Genomic DNA, 14451 nt, shown 5'->3' on the forward strand with positions numbered 1-14451 from the left:
TTGTATATATTACCGTCAAATTCATAAGAATTTTAAATATTGAAGGGTTCGAATAAATGAAAAAATTACTACTAGCTACACTATGTGCTTCAGCGTTTGCTTTAACTGCATGTGATAAAAAACCAGCTGATTCAGCTTCAGGAACTGAGAGCAAACCTGCTGCAGCTGCGGTTTCTTTAAGTACCAACAATACTGCTGATATCAAAAGCGATTTAACTGCACTTCAAACAATGTCTACAGCGAAAGCTAAAGAAGCTTTGAACTTCCAAACAGAAGTGATGCAAGCTGCACAAAAGGGTGATAAAGATGCACTGAAAGGTGTTGTCGATAAAATGAAAACTTATGTGGACGGTTTCAACAAAGATCTTGATGGTTTAGCACTTAAAAGTAATGAAGTTGCATCTGTACGTGACAAAATGAAAGAGTCAAATAACCTAGGCGTTGAAATGTCAGAAGCTGGTTTAGCGACTTCACCAGATCCACAAAAAATCATGGAACTACAAAAGAAAGGTACTGAGTTACAACAAAGCCTGTTAACTGAAATGCAAGCACTTCAAGCCAAAGCAAACGCTGCACCATAATCGATTAAATTTGATGCAGTTTTTAAAAGCAGATCCTATGATCTGCTTTTTTTATTACACTTATATACAAATGTAACTTGCTGAAATCTTGGAATATCGCTAAAACATTAGACATATTTCTAATTACTGTCTTTTGATTTTTAAGGATACCCCTATGAGCAATTCCGTTTATGACATCCCAGTCAATACCATCAAAGGTGAAGCGACGACCTTGAATCAATATCAAGGTAAAGTTCTTTTAATCGTTAACGTTGCATCTAAATGTGGCCTTACTCCACAATATGAAGGTTTAGAAAAACTATATACTGAAAAGAAAGATCAAGGTTTAGAAATCCTCGGCTTTCCTGCAAATAACTTTCTTGCGCAAGAGCCTGGAACAAATGATGAAATCGAGCAATTTTGCTCTTTAACTTACAATGTCGACTTCCCACTTTTTGCTAAAATTTCAGTTGCAGGTGATGATAAGCATCCACTTTATGACAGCTTAATTCATGCAATCCCTGAGCGTATTGGTGAAGGCCCTTGGTGGAAAGACTTAGTCGATTATGGCCTAACCCCAAACCCAAAACCTGAAGTCCTTTGGAACTTTGAAAAATTCTTAATCGGTAAAAATGGTGAAATCGTGGCACGTTTTGCACCAGATATCACTGCTGATGATCCACGAATTACATCTGCGATTGAAGCTGAATTAGCAAAATAAATCGAGCATTAAAAGCTCTATGCTTTAAATAAATTTTTATATTTTGCAGTTTTGATCGAAAATTTTATATTTTCGATCAAAACTGCCTCTAGCTTTATTCACAATTTAAAATTTCAACCATCTTCAATAGCGTGCTAAAAATGCATTCTTTTTTGCTTTTGTTTGAGTAGAAATGAATCTCTAAAGTTACAGACTGTATGTCCTTTGCAACAATCCTCAATCTCTACACTTTTGCAAATTATAGTGAATTCATAACCGATTAAATTACTTTTGGACAACGATGAAAAAGCTTTTACAAGGTGCGGTTTTGCCTTTTGTTATTTTTATTTCTGGCATGTTACTACTAGGCTGTAATCAAGCCGCTGAACAATCACGTCAACAAGATGACGCTCAAGCGATTGAAACTGCGCAAATGAGTGAGAATACATCCGACTCAAATAATAATAATCAATCAACAGCAAAAAGTACTGAAGATTTAAAACAAGGCAATATGTTTTATATCGCACGTGATGTTGCCAACGTACAGCTGAAAACTGGTGACTATGTTGAAAAATTACAGCAAAGCCAATCTAATTTACAACAAGCGATACAATCACAAAATCAAGCTGAGCTGCAACAATCTGTCAAAACATTGACTCGTGAACTACAAGGCTTTAACACAGCATTGATTTCATTAGATTTAAAAAGCCAAGAGATTGATGGTATCCGCCAACAAGTGCTACAGGCCAATAAGCAAGTGCTTAACTCAGCATTGTTAAACGGTGATTTAGACATTTCAAAAGTTGATTTTAAGAAAATCGAACAACAAATGAATACCATCCAATTAGATATGCTTAAACTCGCAGGCATGATGATCCCGGGATCAAATACAGAACAAGCCCCTGAGCAAAGTTAATTAGATTTGAACAGACCAGCCTTAGCTTGGCTTTGCGACATTACATGATGGGTCTAGTCCTAGCGCGCGTTTAGCATCTAACTTAAAACGAGCTTGAGCAGACTTATAACTTGCGGGTAAAAATAGCGTTAAACGGGTTTTATTCTTTCCAATGGATTCCACCAAAGTTTTTGATAAATACGCCCCACCCTCTGTACGGGTAAACAAGGTTCCCATTTCTAAATCTCGTTCTAGTCGATTGTCGGTAAAGACAAAATCTTTTTCGCCAGTAAAGGCAACACATTGCCCATAGGCCATTTTCAAATTTTTAAATGCGACAACATAATCGATATCTAATTCTGTTTCTAAACCATTTCCCACTGAATTTGCCACCAAACTTGCTTCAGTGGGTGAATTGGGTGTAGTGACAAATTGACTTTGACATGCTGAAACAGCACTCAGTAGAAGTATTGAAAATAAATACCGACATTGCACTAATTTTTTCATTTTAAGTTTATTGGTTTTCTACAACAATGAATAGATTGTAGCAAAGTTCATGAACATGATTTAATAGCAGATTAAGCGTATTTTTGTAGTGTTTCATGCAACTGATTTTATTCACAGGCGTACAAGCTTCGGGTAAATCTACTTTTTATCAACAGTATTTTTACCATACACATCTACGTATCAATCTCGATATGCTAAAAACACGCCATCGTGAAAAGATACTGTTTGAAGCAGCTATAGCCTCTAAAACCAAAATCGTGATAGATAACACCAACATGAGCAAAGCCGATCGAGCCCGTTATATTCAACTTGCCAAAACTGCTGGCTTCGAGATCATTTCATATTATTTTGAAACGGATCTAGACAGCACTTTACAGCGTAATGCACAACGTGAGGGTAAAGCCAATATTGCTGAAAAAGGCGTTAAAGCCACCTTTTATAAATTAGAAGTCCCGAATCGTTCAGAAGGTTTTGATGCGCTGTTTAAAGTAAATATGATAGAAAATAATGGCTTTTCAATTACTCATAACTGAATAAAAATTTAATGTTGGGCCAACCGCCATGTTTTAAATGCGGTTTGCATCTGTTGTTGTATTTCTTTAGGTACCTTACGAGCTGCTATATTGGAAAAATCTCCACGATAGGTTTCAGCCACAATTAAATTGGTGAGTTCCTCAATCGCAATTCGCCCTTTGTTCTGATACGCCTGAATTTCTACTTCGGTTAAATAAATATCCCAACATGAAACAACAGAACTCATATCTACGGCAATACTGAGATAGTAGTCATCTTGCGTTTGATAAAGTTCCCAAAAGTGCGCTTGTTGTTCGATGAGGTGCATAGTGATTTATTCTAAATACAATGTTTTAGCATATAAACTTAGCAATGAATTGAAAATTCGACTTTAGCAAAAAATGTATCAAATCACTTAGCTTTATAATAAATTTTAAAGTGTCATATTGCCAATTAATAAAATTTCACATAGAATAATTCAAGAGGCAACAAAAGAACTTAAACATCTTGCTAAAAAAACAATTTATAAAAACACAATTTCTATTGGAGAAAAATGAATAATTTTAAACAAATACGTGCATTTCAAGCCAAAAATACCATACGCGTTTATCAAGCATACAATCCTACCCTTGCACAACATGCGGTAAAACATGGTTTCTTAAATAATCCATTTTTTAAAGAAAGCCGTATGACTTGGATTAAACCATCTTATTTATGGATGATGTATCGCTGTGGATGGGGTTATAAAGATGAAGGACAGAAAAGCATACTTGCGATTGATATATCTAAACAAGGTTTCGATTGGGCTTTAGAACATAGTTGTACAAGCCATAAAGCTGAACACATGGACAATGAAACTTGGCAACATTTTAAAGATCAACATCCAGTACGTATTCAATGGGATCCTGAAAGAAATCTATACTTAGAACCTTTGGACTATCGTGCAATTCAAATTGGGTTAACAGGTGAAGCCGTTCAACACTATATTCAGAATTGGATTGTCAATATCACAGACATTACCCAAGAAGCGCAACATGTACATCAGTTGGTTTTTGATGGAAAATTGGATGAAGCAACGGCTTTGTTACCTAAAGAAACTCTGTATCTTCCAAATATTAGTAAAAAAGTGGATGAACTTTAATAACAATGCATATACTTTGTATCTAATACTTCGTACATTATTAACTTTAATGAATTTTTCGATCTATTAATCCTTTGACTGGGTAAATTTAATTTGATCTTTATATACTTGTTGATCAGCTATACTTTTATATATCGAATCCTTTCCATCATTTAAAATACTTTTTAGTTTATTATATTTATTTAAATTATTTGAAATAACATTTAGTCTTCTATTCTCAAATTCTAGTCGTACTTGAAATGGAATGAAGGCTCTATCTTTTACATGTTCAATAGAAGAAAAAATCTTCTCTAATGTTTCTGATTGATAAGAATATAGATTAAGTAATACATTCGTATCAAATACGAAAAAAGTGTTCTCTGCTTAAAGTATAGATTTAATATTCTCTACACTTTCTATCTCGTAACAATTAAACATTTACAAATTACTGCGCTAAATAATTTTATTTAGTAAATATATATTTTTAACCATAAAAAAACCACCCTCGCGGGTGGTTTTTCAATCTCAAACTGCGTCTTATAGCGCGCGGTTTTTGATTTTGCGGATGGTTTCCAACTGAGCAGCAGTTTCTGCAAGAGCAGCCAAAGCAGCAGCAGAGTCCAAATCGCTTTTTTGATTTGCAAGCAATTGTTCAGCATTTTTACGTGCTTCAAGAATTGCAGCTTCATCTAAGTTGTCAGCACGAACTGCAGTATCTGCAAGTACAGTAACAACATGCGGTTGAACTTCTAGAACACCCCCAGATACATAGATTAACTCTTCTGTACCGTTTTCAAGCAGAACGCGAATTGCGCCCGGCTTGAGCAAAGTGACTAACGGAGCGTGACCAGGCATGATACCCAATTCACCGCCAGCACCTTTTGCGATAAGCATTGTCACAGTGCCTGAGTACAAAGACTCATTAACACTTACAACATCACATTGCATAGTCGACATGTGAATCTCCTAAATTAGAGTTGCTAATTAAAGCTTCTCGGCTTTAGCGATCACTTCGTCAATACCACCAACCATATAGAACGCTTGTTCTGGGATGTGATCGTATTCACCAGCTAGAAGACCTTTAAAGCCACGAATTGTTTCTTTAAGTGGTACAAGTTTACCAGGAGCACCAGTAAACACTTCAGCTACGTGGAACGGTTGAGAGAAGAAACGTTGGATTTTACGCGCACGGTAAACAATCAACTTATCTTCTTCTGCTAACTCGTCCATACCCAAGATTGCGATGATGTCTTTAAGCTCTTTATAACGTTGCAATACGTTCTGTACAGAACGTGCAATTTCATAATGCTCAGCACCAACAACAAGTGGATCTAACTGACGTGAAGTAGAGTCAAGTGGATCGATCGCTGGGTAAATACCAGAAGATGCGATGTCACGGCTCAATACTACAGTTGCATCTAAGTGAGCAAATGTAGTTGCAGGCGATGGATCTGTTAAGTCATCGGCAGGTACATATACCGCTTGGATAGATGTAATCGAACCAGACTTAGTCGATGTAATACGTTCTTGAAGAACACCCATCTCTTCTGCAAGCGTCGGTTGGTAACCTACTGCAGATGGCATACGACCTAAAAGAGCAGATACTTCAGTACCAGCCAATGTGTAACGGTAAATGTTGTCAACGAATAACAATACGTCACGGCCTTTACCGTTTTCATCTTTCTCATCACGGAAGTATTCAGCCATGGTCAAACCAGTTAACGCTACGCGTAAACGGTTACCCGGTGGCTCATTCATCTGACCGTAGACCATTGCTACTTTGTCAAGAACGTTAGAATCTTTCATCTCGTGGTAGAAGTCATTACCTTCACGAGTACGCTCACCAACACCAGCAAACACAGATAAACCTGAGTGAGCTTTCGCGATGTTGTTGATCAATTCCATCATGTTTACAGTTTTACCAACACCGGCACCACCGAATAAACCAACTTTACCACCTTTAGCAAACGGGCAAAGTAAGTCAATGACTTTAATACCAGTTTCTAAAAGGTCAGTAGAAGCAGCTTGTTCAGCATAAGAAGGTGCTTGACGGTGAATCGGCAAACGCGCTTCAGTCGCAACTGGACCAGCTTCGTCGATTGGGCGACCAAGAACGTCCATGATACGACCTAAACATGCAGTACCTACAGGTACAGAAATAGGTGCACCAGTATTAGATACGTTTAGACCACGTTTAAGACCTTCTGTAGATCCCATTGCGATGGTACGAACTACACCATCACCAAGTTGTTGCTGAACTTCTAAAGTAGTTTCAGTACCGTCAACTTGGAGAGCGTCATAGATCTTAGGAACGCTATTGCGTTCAAACTCGACGTCGATAACCGCGCCGATGATCTGAATGATACGACCGCTACTCATTGCTGTCTCCTCAATTCAAAATAATGTTAAACGGCAGCGGCACCACCAACGATCTCAGAAATTTCCTGAGTAATCGCGGCTTGACGCAGCTTGTTATAAATGAGTTGTAGGCTCTTGATAAGATCACCTGCGTTGTCAGTTGCAGCTTTCATTGCAACCATACGAGCAGACTGCTCACATGCGATGTTTTCAATCACACCTTGATAAACCATAGACTCAATGTAACGAACCAATAAACCATTTAAAAGCTCTTCAGCTTCTGGTTCATATAGATAATCCCAACCATATTGGCGGTTAAGATCCTCGTCCGTATCAGCCGCAGCTAATGGAACAAGTTGTTCGATTTTTTGGTTTTGAGTCATGGCATTGACAAAGCCGTTTGACACAAGATAAATACGATCTAACTCGCCTTTATCAAATGCATCTAACATCACCTGTACAGAACCAGTTAACTGTTCAAGACTTGGAGCATCACCTACTTGCGTAGTTGCGCCAAGTACTTTACCGCCGTAGTTTTTAAAAAACGAAACCGCTTTTTGACCAATTAAAGCAAATTGAACTTCAATTGACTGCTCTTGTTGCTGTTGTACGTGTTTTACCACTTTTTTGAACAAGTTAATGTTCAAACCACCAGCAAGACCACGATCTGAAGAAACAATGATATAGCCAACGCGTTTTACAGGGCGTTCAACCATATAGCGATGTTTGTATTCAGGATTCGCTTGGACCAAATGAGCAATTACACGGTGCATATTTTCGGCATACGGACGGCCCTGAGCCATGCGCTCTTGCGCACGACGCATCTTAGAAGCTGCTACCATTTGCATCGCGCGAGTAATCTTTTGCGTGCTCTTGATACTAGCTACTTTGGCGCGAATTTCTTTTAAATTTGCCATACGCTTAACCTAGTATTCGAAAGCCCTTTCGAGCTTCCGAAGGTTGATCCGTGAACCAAACCATAACTAACAACAACATACATTGAAATTAGTAAGTTTGAGTCGCTTTAAAGCTTTCAATACCTGCTTTGATTGCAGCTTCGATGTCTTTGTCGTAGTTACCAGTTTCATCGATGTTTTGCATTAACGCAGCATGTTCTGAACGGAAGTAAGAAATTAACGCAGTATCAAAGTCTACGATTTTCTTCACTTCAACGTCAGCCATATAGCCTTCGTTAGATGCATAAATTGAAACAGCTTGGTCAGCAATTGAATATGGAGCATATTGTTTTTGCTTCATTAATTCAGTTACACGTTGACCATGTTCAAGTTGCTTACGAGTTGCTTCATCAAGGTCAGAAGCGAACTGAGCAAATGCTGCCAATTCACGGTATTGCGCCAAAGCAGTACGGATACCACCAGACAATTTTTTGATGATCTTCGTTTGAGCAGAACCACCAACACGCGATACAGAGATACCCGCGTTCACAGCAGGACGAATACCTGCGTTGAATAATGATGTTTCTAAGAAGATCTGACCATCAGTAATCGAAATTACGTTTGTCGGTACGAATGCAGATACGTCACCCGCTTGAGTTTCAATAATTGGCAATGCAGTTAATGAACCAGTTTGGCCTTTAACTTCACCATTAGTGAATTTCTCAACATAGTCAGCAGATACACGAGAAGCACGTTCAAGTAGACGTGAATGAAGATAGAACACATCACCTGGGTAAGCTTCACGACCTGGTGGACGACGAAGAAGCAATGAAATTTGACGGTAAGCAACAGCTTGTTTAGACAAGTCATCATAAATGATAAGTGCGTCTTCACCGCGGTCACGGAAGTACTCGCCCATTGTACAACCAGCATATGGAGCAAGATACTGCATTGCTGCAGGATCAGCTGCAGCAGCTGCTACAACAGTTGTGTACGCCATAGCGCCAGTTTCTTCAAGCTTACGTACTACGTTTGCAATTGTTGATTGTTTTTGACCAATCGCAACGTATACACACTTAATGCCTGATTGTTTTTGAGCAATGATCGCATCGATCGCCATTGCTGTTTTACCAGTTTGACGGTCACCGATGATCAACTCACGCTGACCACGACCAACAGGGATCATTGTATCTACTGATTTATAACCAGTTTGTACAGGTTGATCCACTGATTGACGCCAAATTACACCTGGTGCTACTTTTTCAACAGCATCAGTAAGTTTTGCATCAATAGGGCCTTTACCATCAATAGGGTTACCCAAAGCATCTACTACACGGCCTAAAAGTTCTGGACCAACCGGAACTTCTAATACACGACCTGTGCAACGAGCTTTTTGACCTTCTTGAAGGCTTAAGTAGTTACCTAAGACAACGGCACCCACTGAATCCTGTTCTAGGTTCAGTGCCATACCAAATAAGCCGCCGTCGAATTCGATCATTTCACCGTACATTGCATCAGCAAGGCCGTGAATACGCACAATACCGTCGGAAACCATAACAATGGTCCCTTCGTTCTTAGCGGTCGCGCTGGTGTCCAGATCGCCGATACGCTGTTTAATGAGCGCACTGATCTCGGATGGATTCAGTTGTTGCATTGCGCTATACCTCAATCTTTTTAAAGTTCAGTCTTCTTTAGACGTAGTTATTTTTAACAATTACGCTAGAAGACGAGTCCGCATTTTTTCAAGCTTGCTAAGCGCAGAATCATCTATCACTTGGTCGCCTGCACGAATAACAACACCAGCAATCAATGCTGGATTTACTTCAACTGTAACTTTCACAGCGCTGTTCAAGCGTTTTTCTAACGCATGAGCCAACTTCTGTTCTTGTACTGAATCCAATGGAAAAGCGGATTCAATCACAACGTCTACAGTGTTGTTATTTTGCGATTTGAGTTGCTCAAATTCTGTGTCAATTTCAGGTAACAATGCTAAACGGCCATTGTCTGCAAGAAGTGTCAAAAAGTTTGACACAGCCGCAGTTTGTTCATTACCTAAAACTTTCGCAAAAAGATCAACCTGCTCTGCAGGTGTCAACTCAGGGCGATTTAAATAAGCGGAGAATGCTTCATCTTGCACCGCAGCACTGAGCAGTTGTAATGCATTTGACCAAGCGTCAGTTGCATTTTGCTCAGATGCATAAGCAAATGCTGCTTTAGCGTATGGGCGTGCCAACGTCAAGAATTCAGCCATATTCGCCTCTCTTAAAGTTTAGCAGCCAGCTGATTCAGCATGGCATTATGAGCTTCTGCGTCAACTTGTTGGTTCAGAATTTTCTCTGCACCAGCAACTGCAAGAGCAGCAACTTGTTGACGTAATTCTTCACGAGCAGAATTGATGTCTTGGTCAACAGCATCTTTCGCTTGTTGACGAATACGCTCACCTTCAGCAGATGCTTGAGTACGCGCTTCTTCGACCAATTGTGCCGCACGACGGTTCGCTTGTTCGATCAATTGAGCCGCTTGTGCTTTCGCCGCATCAATTTCTTGCTTAACTTGTGCTTGTGCATCAGCAAGATCAGCTTTCGCTTTCTCTGCAGCATTTAAGCCATCAGCGATTTTACGCTGACGCTCACTAATCGCATTGATTAGTGGTGGCCATACAAACTTCATGCAGAATGCGACAAATATCGCAAATGCAATCGCTTGGCCAAACAATGTGAGGTTGATATTCATTGCAAATTCCTCAAATAGTGAATTTCGGAATTAAGCTGATTAACCTACAAATGGATTAGCGAAGATGAAGAACAAGCCAATACCAACACCGATCATAGGCACAGCATCAAGAAGACCTGCGATTAAGAACATACGAGTTTGAAGTTGTGGAGCCAATTCTGGTTGACGAGCAACAGCTTCAAGGAAACGGCCGCCTAAAAGACCAAAACCAATCGCAGTACCTAAAGCACCAAAAGCGATCAAGATAGCAGATGCAATTGCAACTAGACCTAAAGTGAGTTCCATGATAATTCCTCAGAGGTTAGGTTTATACCAAATTAAAGTAAAAAAATTATACCTAACCACCGGATGACAGTTAGGCAATACCATTAATGTTTTTCGCTTGCCATGCTCAAGTATACGATTGTTAGCATCATGAAAATGAAGGCTTGCAATGTAATAACAAGAATGTGGAAGATAGCCCAAGGCACAGACAACGCCCACTGGATCCAGAAAGGTAACAACGCGATAAGAATGAAGATTAACTCACCCGCATACATGTTACCGAATAATCGGAGTGCCAATGAAATTGGACGTGCAAGGAATGTTACTAATTCTAGAATTAAGTTCACTGGAATCAATAACGCTTTTGCAACTGGGTTACTTGGATTAAATGGGTTAAGTGCCAATTCACCAACGAAACCGCCGATGCCTTTTTCACGAATACTATAGAACAAGATCAACGCAAATACAGACAAAGACATACCAAGGGTAATGTTAGGATCTGTAGATGGAACAACCTTGAAGTAAACGTGGTGAGGGTCCATACCAAATACGTTTGCACCAATCAATTGAGCTGTATACGGAATCCAGTCAACAGGAATTAAGTCCATCGCATTCATGAGGAAAATCCACACGAAAATGGTCAAGGCTAAAGGCGCAATTAAACGTGATTTACCATGAAACGTATCACGAACACTTGAGTCAACAAACTCGATAATCATTTCGATTGCAGACTGGAACTTGGTAGGAACACCAGAGTTTGCAGCTTTCGCTACGCACCAGAATATCAAACAGAAAATCACACCAAGGCCAATTGACCAACCCATTGAATCCAAGTGGATAGCAGTGAACCCCATCTGTTGAGCTTCTGCACCACTTTCAGCCAATTTCCAAGTACCATCTGGCATTTTGCCATAGGTCATATTGGTCAAGTGATGCTTGATATACTCGGTCGAAGTCAGGGCATGTTCTTCAGCAGCCATAAATCACACCTGGTCAATGTCAAATAATAAATAGAGTTAACGAATATCGCGTGCTGCATGATATCTCGTTAATCCCCAAAAAAATTTTCAATTTCTGCTGCGCTTATACTCGTTTTTGTTGTCGTGCTACCCAAAAAGGTGCAATCCACGACATCGCTTGAACGAGAATAAAACCACAAAACAATGCCACCGGAGATAACGGTTTGACATTGCATAAAATTAAAATGAAACCAACGATCACAATTGCAAATTTGCCCATTAAGCCTCTATACATGTTCGAAAGAACCTGTTTTGAAGCACGTGCCCCTGCTGCTCGAAACGACTGCCAAGAAAAATAACAACTGGCAAGCCAACATATCAGTGCACCTAACGCTGCACTCAGAGCCGCAGTCGAGTCTTTCAAGACCCACGCTACCAAGGCTGAAACAGGAATCATAAACGCTTGCAAATAGACCAAAGCTTTTGCTAATCGTCGGTCAATCAAGCGACTAGTTTGGCTCATTTTTTATCCACTCACAGCATAAATGCTTGACAAGTTTAGCTGATGATCGTTTTTAATCGCAGGCATTATAGAGTTACACCCCTGAACATGCAATCTTTTCCCGACCTTAGTCGTGTTTTTTTCGATATACAGGTTGCTTTGCATATGAACAATTGTTGATTAATTTTTGCATCATTTCCGTGCATTAAGTACGCAAGCTTGTGTTTGTTGAGCCAAAGTCTGCCATGCAACCACAAAATCTTGTTGTTTAGCCAAAGTTTCGTCTACCGCTTGAAATGAAATTTCACCCAATTTTCGGTACTGACTTGGACTTGCACTACCTTCTGCCAGCAAGCACATTTTTTTGTAAGGTCTCGTGTCATTTAAAAACTTGATTTGAGTCACAGTCGGCGCAACATGCGGATCATCTGTCATCGCACCTGCAAATTTTAAGTTTAATGAACGTTCTAAATATTGGTAAGCATCATGATAAGCCCAGTATGGGCGTGCACTACCAGCACTGATACTTTTCTGTGAAACGCGCAGCATTTCACTGGCAAACTTCTTCGCATTATTCCAATATGCTGCTTTATTTTCTGGATGTTGTTGTGAACGTAAGGCTGCAATAAAGAAACCGATACGTACAGCATTATTTGGATCTAACCACACATGTGTATCAATCGTATCTTTCAGTGCAACACCTTTTGGACTTCTTAAAGGAAGTGCTTGGATAATGCCTGAATTGAGTATTGAAATCGCTTTCGCATTCTCGCCTAAAACTTTTTCCAAAGGCGCTTCATGTTCTTTTCCCAGCCAAATCACCAATGAAGCGTCCATAATCGTTTTGCGATTATCTGGTGTAAGTTGCACATCATGCCCCGTTTGATTTCCCAAAAGTAAAACAGGCTCTTCTATGCCTTCTGTTATTTCTTTTGCAATCAAATAAATAGGATGAGTTGACACCACTAAAGGCGCTTGAGCCCAAGTGACACTAATAAATAATGCACATAAGCAAAAGGCGATAATGCGATTCATGGGAGTGTATTACCAAAAAAAATTTATGTTATAGTATAACAGAAGTTAAAAAATACCTACGCCATTCGTAAGTTGATAGAGCTTCATGTTAATATTTGCGATTCTCTTCCATTCAAATAACAAGTTTTGAGGTCTGATATGAGCTTATGTTCACACGAGCAGCATGATACTTTGCATGGTGTACACGATCATCTCAATGTAGAAGCTCGTTTATCAGAAGCAGAAAGCCTTTGTGCAACCTCAGGTGCCCGCCTTACCCCTTTGCGTAAAGAAGTACTTGAATTAATTTTGAATGCCTCAGGTCCTGTAGGTGCTTATGATCTTTTAGCCAAGATGAAAGGTGCTGCAGAACGTCCAGCTGCACCGCCTACCGTGTATAGAACCTTAGATTTTCTCTTAGAAAAAGGTTTTATTCATCGTTTAACCTCTATTAATGCTTATATCCCTTGTTGTCACCCACGTGAAGGACATCAAGCCGCATTTTTAATTTGCACTGAATGTCATACAGTGAAAGAAGCTTCAGCAAAAGGTTTGATTCAAGAATTAAACCACTTAGCCGCGTCAGATCACTTCAATGCACATCACAGTATTATTGAGATTTCAGGAATATGTCAGCAGTGCTCGAACAAAGCGTAAACTCCCCTCTCGTTCAACTGCAACAAATTAATGTCCGTATTGATGATCGTGACATTCTAAAAAATATAGATTTTTCATTACAAGAAAAAGAAATTGTCACGCTTATTGGTCCCAATGGCGCAGGCAAATCAACCCTGATCAAAGTATTATTGGGTATTTTAAAACCCAATGCGGGCAAAATTATCAGCCCAAAAAAAATTAAACTGGCGTATGTACCACAAAAATTTAATCCCTCTCATAGTCTGCCTTTAAGAGTTAAAGATCTGCTTGATCTTGAGAAATGTGATAAGGCCATTAAAGCTGAAATCATTCGAGATACTGGTATTGCCAAATTAGAGTACGCCAAAGTACAACAACTTTCAGGTGGTGAACGTCAGCGGGTTTTATTGGCGCGTGCTTTATTACGCCAACCCGATATTTTGGTTTTAGATGAACCTATGCAAGGTTTAGATATCCAATCTGAAGCTGAACTGTATGAATATGTACGTAGCCTGCCACAACGTTATGGTTGCGCCATTTTAATTGTGTCTCATGATTTACAATGGGTCATGCAAGGCACTCAACGAGTTGTCTGTTTAAATAAGCACATTTGCTGTAGTGGTTTACCTGACAGTATTCAGCAGCATCCAGAGTATCAAGCTTTGTTTGGTGATACTTTTGGAAAATACCACGCTTTTTACCAACACCATCATGACCATTGTGCACATGGTGACTCCGCCAAAACTTGTGAACATGGCCCACATCCACACATTCACCCAGAACCGGAAGCTTAA

General features: G+C 39.6%; 19 protein-coding genes and 1 pseudogene. 7 read left to right on the forward strand and 13 right to left on the reverse strand.

Going from position 1 to position 14451, the window contains the following annotated elements; all coding sequences use genetic code 11:
* Nucleotides 1–56: 56 nt before the first annotated feature.
* From AC07U8_RS20290 to AC07U8_RS20300, 3 genes are all read left to right on the forward strand, one after another.
* The gene (locus tag AC07U8_RS20290) at nucleotides 57–581 is read left to right on the forward strand and encodes a PM1805 family lipoprotein (protein WP_494738503.1); all 525 of its coding nucleotides are present in this window, start codon (nucleotides 57–59) and stop codon (nucleotides 579–581) included.
* A gap of 154 nt (nucleotides 582–735) precedes the next feature.
* Nucleotides 736–1281: a glutathione peroxidase gene (locus AC07U8_RS20295; protein WP_004723411.1), complete on the forward strand. Its 546-nt coding sequence runs from the start codon at nucleotides 736–738 to the stop codon at nucleotides 1279–1281.
* Nucleotides 1282–1561: 280 nt separating this feature from the next.
* Complete coding sequence (locus AC07U8_RS20300; protein ID WP_494738504.1) at nucleotides 1562–2176, forward strand: PM1805 family lipoprotein; 615 nt, start codon at nucleotides 1562–1564, stop codon at nucleotides 2174–2176.
* Between the two features lie 21 nt (nucleotides 2177–2197).
* Here AC07U8_RS20300 and AC07U8_RS20305 read toward each other — a convergent pair whose 3' ends face one another.
* A complete protein-coding gene (locus AC07U8_RS20305) occupies nucleotides 2198–2662 on the reverse strand; it encodes a hypothetical protein (protein WP_494738505.1) in 465 nt (154 codons plus the stop codon).
* Nucleotides 2663–2757: 95 nt separating this feature from the next.
* Here AC07U8_RS20305 and AC07U8_RS20310 point away from each other — a divergent pair, with 95 nt between their 5' ends.
* The gene (locus AC07U8_RS20310) at nucleotides 2758–3195 is read left to right on the forward strand and encodes an ATP-binding protein (RefSeq protein WP_034617225.1); all 438 of its coding nucleotides are present in this window, start codon (nucleotides 2758–2760) and stop codon (nucleotides 3193–3195) included.
* An 8-nt stretch (nucleotides 3196–3203) separates the two neighbouring features.
* Here the strand turns inward: AC07U8_RS20310 and AC07U8_RS20315 are convergent, their stop codons facing one another.
* Entirely contained in the window at nucleotides 3204–3503 is a 300-nt protein-coding gene (locus AC07U8_RS20315; RefSeq protein ID WP_494738506.1) for a hypothetical protein, read from the reverse strand.
* 225 nt (nucleotides 3504–3728) lie between these two features.
* On the opposite strand from AC07U8_RS20315, the gene AC07U8_RS20320 reads away from it, so the two are divergent.
* Nucleotides 3729–4316 carry a DUF4291 domain-containing protein gene (locus AC07U8_RS20320; RefSeq protein WP_494738507.1) on the forward strand — a complete coding sequence of 196 codons (588 nt, stop codon included), beginning with the start codon at nucleotides 3729–3731 and terminating at the stop codon, nucleotides 4314–4316.
* A gap of 66 nt (nucleotides 4317–4382) precedes the next feature.
* Here the strand turns inward: AC07U8_RS20320 and AC07U8_RS20325 are convergent.
* From AC07U8_RS20325 to AC07U8_RS20375, 11 genes and pseudogenes are all read right to left on the reverse strand, one after another.
* Nucleotides 4383–4652 (reverse strand): annotated as a pseudogene (locus AC07U8_RS20325) (PIN-like domain-containing protein); the annotation flags it as partial.
* A 180-nt stretch (nucleotides 4653–4832) separates the two neighbouring features.
* On the reverse strand, nucleotides 4833–5252 hold the full coding sequence (locus AC07U8_RS20330) for a F0F1 ATP synthase subunit epsilon (protein ID WP_056518359.1): 420 nt from the start codon (nucleotides 5250–5252) through the stop codon (nucleotides 4833–4835).
* Between the two features lie 27 nt (nucleotides 5253–5279).
* Nucleotides 5280–6674: a F0F1 ATP synthase subunit beta gene (atpD, locus tag AC07U8_RS20335; RefSeq protein WP_004723420.1), complete on the reverse strand. Its 1395-nt coding sequence runs from the start codon at nucleotides 6672–6674 to the stop codon at nucleotides 5280–5282.
* A 26-nt stretch (nucleotides 6675–6700) separates the two neighbouring features.
* A complete protein-coding gene (atpG, locus tag AC07U8_RS20340) occupies nucleotides 6701–7570 on the reverse strand; it encodes a F0F1 ATP synthase subunit gamma (RefSeq protein ID WP_004723421.1) in 870 nt (289 codons plus the stop codon).
* 88 nt (nucleotides 7571–7658) lie between these two features.
* The gene (atpA, locus tag AC07U8_RS20345; RefSeq protein WP_004723422.1) at nucleotides 7659–9203 is read right to left on the reverse strand and encodes a F0F1 ATP synthase subunit alpha; all 1545 of its coding nucleotides are present in this window, start codon (nucleotides 9201–9203) and stop codon (nucleotides 7659–7661) included.
* A gap of 60 nt (nucleotides 9204–9263) precedes the next feature.
* Nucleotides 9264–9800, reverse strand: a complete 537-nt coding sequence (locus AC07U8_RS20350) for a F0F1 ATP synthase subunit delta (RefSeq protein ID WP_004823704.1) — start codon at nucleotides 9798–9800, stop codon at nucleotides 9264–9266.
* Nucleotides 9801–9811: 11 nt separating this feature from the next.
* Complete coding sequence (locus tag AC07U8_RS20355) at nucleotides 9812–10282, reverse strand: F0F1 ATP synthase subunit B (protein ID WP_004723424.1); 471 nt, start codon at nucleotides 10280–10282, stop codon at nucleotides 9812–9814.
* Between the two features lie 39 nt (nucleotides 10283–10321).
* Nucleotides 10322–10567 carry a F0F1 ATP synthase subunit C gene (atpE, locus tag AC07U8_RS20360; RefSeq protein WP_000424060.1) on the reverse strand — a complete coding sequence of 82 codons (246 nt, stop codon included), beginning with the start codon at nucleotides 10565–10567 and terminating at the stop codon, nucleotides 10322–10324.
* A gap of 83 nt (nucleotides 10568–10650) precedes the next feature.
* A complete protein-coding gene (gene atpB, locus AC07U8_RS20365) occupies nucleotides 10651–11526 on the reverse strand; it encodes a F0F1 ATP synthase subunit A (protein WP_004723427.1) in 876 nt (291 codons plus the stop codon).
* Between the two features lie 103 nt (nucleotides 11527–11629).
* Nucleotides 11630–12028 (reverse strand): ATP synthase subunit I, encoded by a 399-nt coding sequence (locus AC07U8_RS20370; RefSeq protein WP_004723429.1) that lies wholly within the window; start codon nucleotides 12026–12028, stop codon nucleotides 11630–11632.
* 171 nt (nucleotides 12029–12199) lie between these two features.
* Complete coding sequence (locus AC07U8_RS20375; RefSeq protein WP_056518357.1) at nucleotides 12200–13042, reverse strand: metal ABC transporter solute-binding protein, Zn/Mn family; 843 nt, start codon at nucleotides 13040–13042, stop codon at nucleotides 12200–12202.
* Between the two features lie 138 nt (nucleotides 13043–13180).
* On the opposite strand from AC07U8_RS20375, the gene AC07U8_RS20380 reads away from it, so the two are divergent.
* Together AC07U8_RS20380 and znuC are read left to right on the forward strand one after the other, a co-directional pair.
* Nucleotides 13181–13678, forward strand: a complete 498-nt coding sequence (locus AC07U8_RS20380; RefSeq protein ID WP_004723431.1) for a transcriptional repressor — start codon at nucleotides 13181–13183, stop codon at nucleotides 13676–13678.
* Nucleotides 13651–14451 carry a zinc ABC transporter ATP-binding protein ZnuC gene (znuC, locus tag AC07U8_RS20385; protein WP_056518356.1) on the forward strand — a complete coding sequence of 267 codons (801 nt, stop codon included), beginning with the start codon at nucleotides 13651–13653 and terminating at the stop codon, nucleotides 14449–14451. Before AC07U8_RS20380 ends, znuC begins: the two co-directional genes overlap by 28 nt.

This window comes from Acinetobacter sp. GW821-FHT01E09, assembly GCF_059422385.1.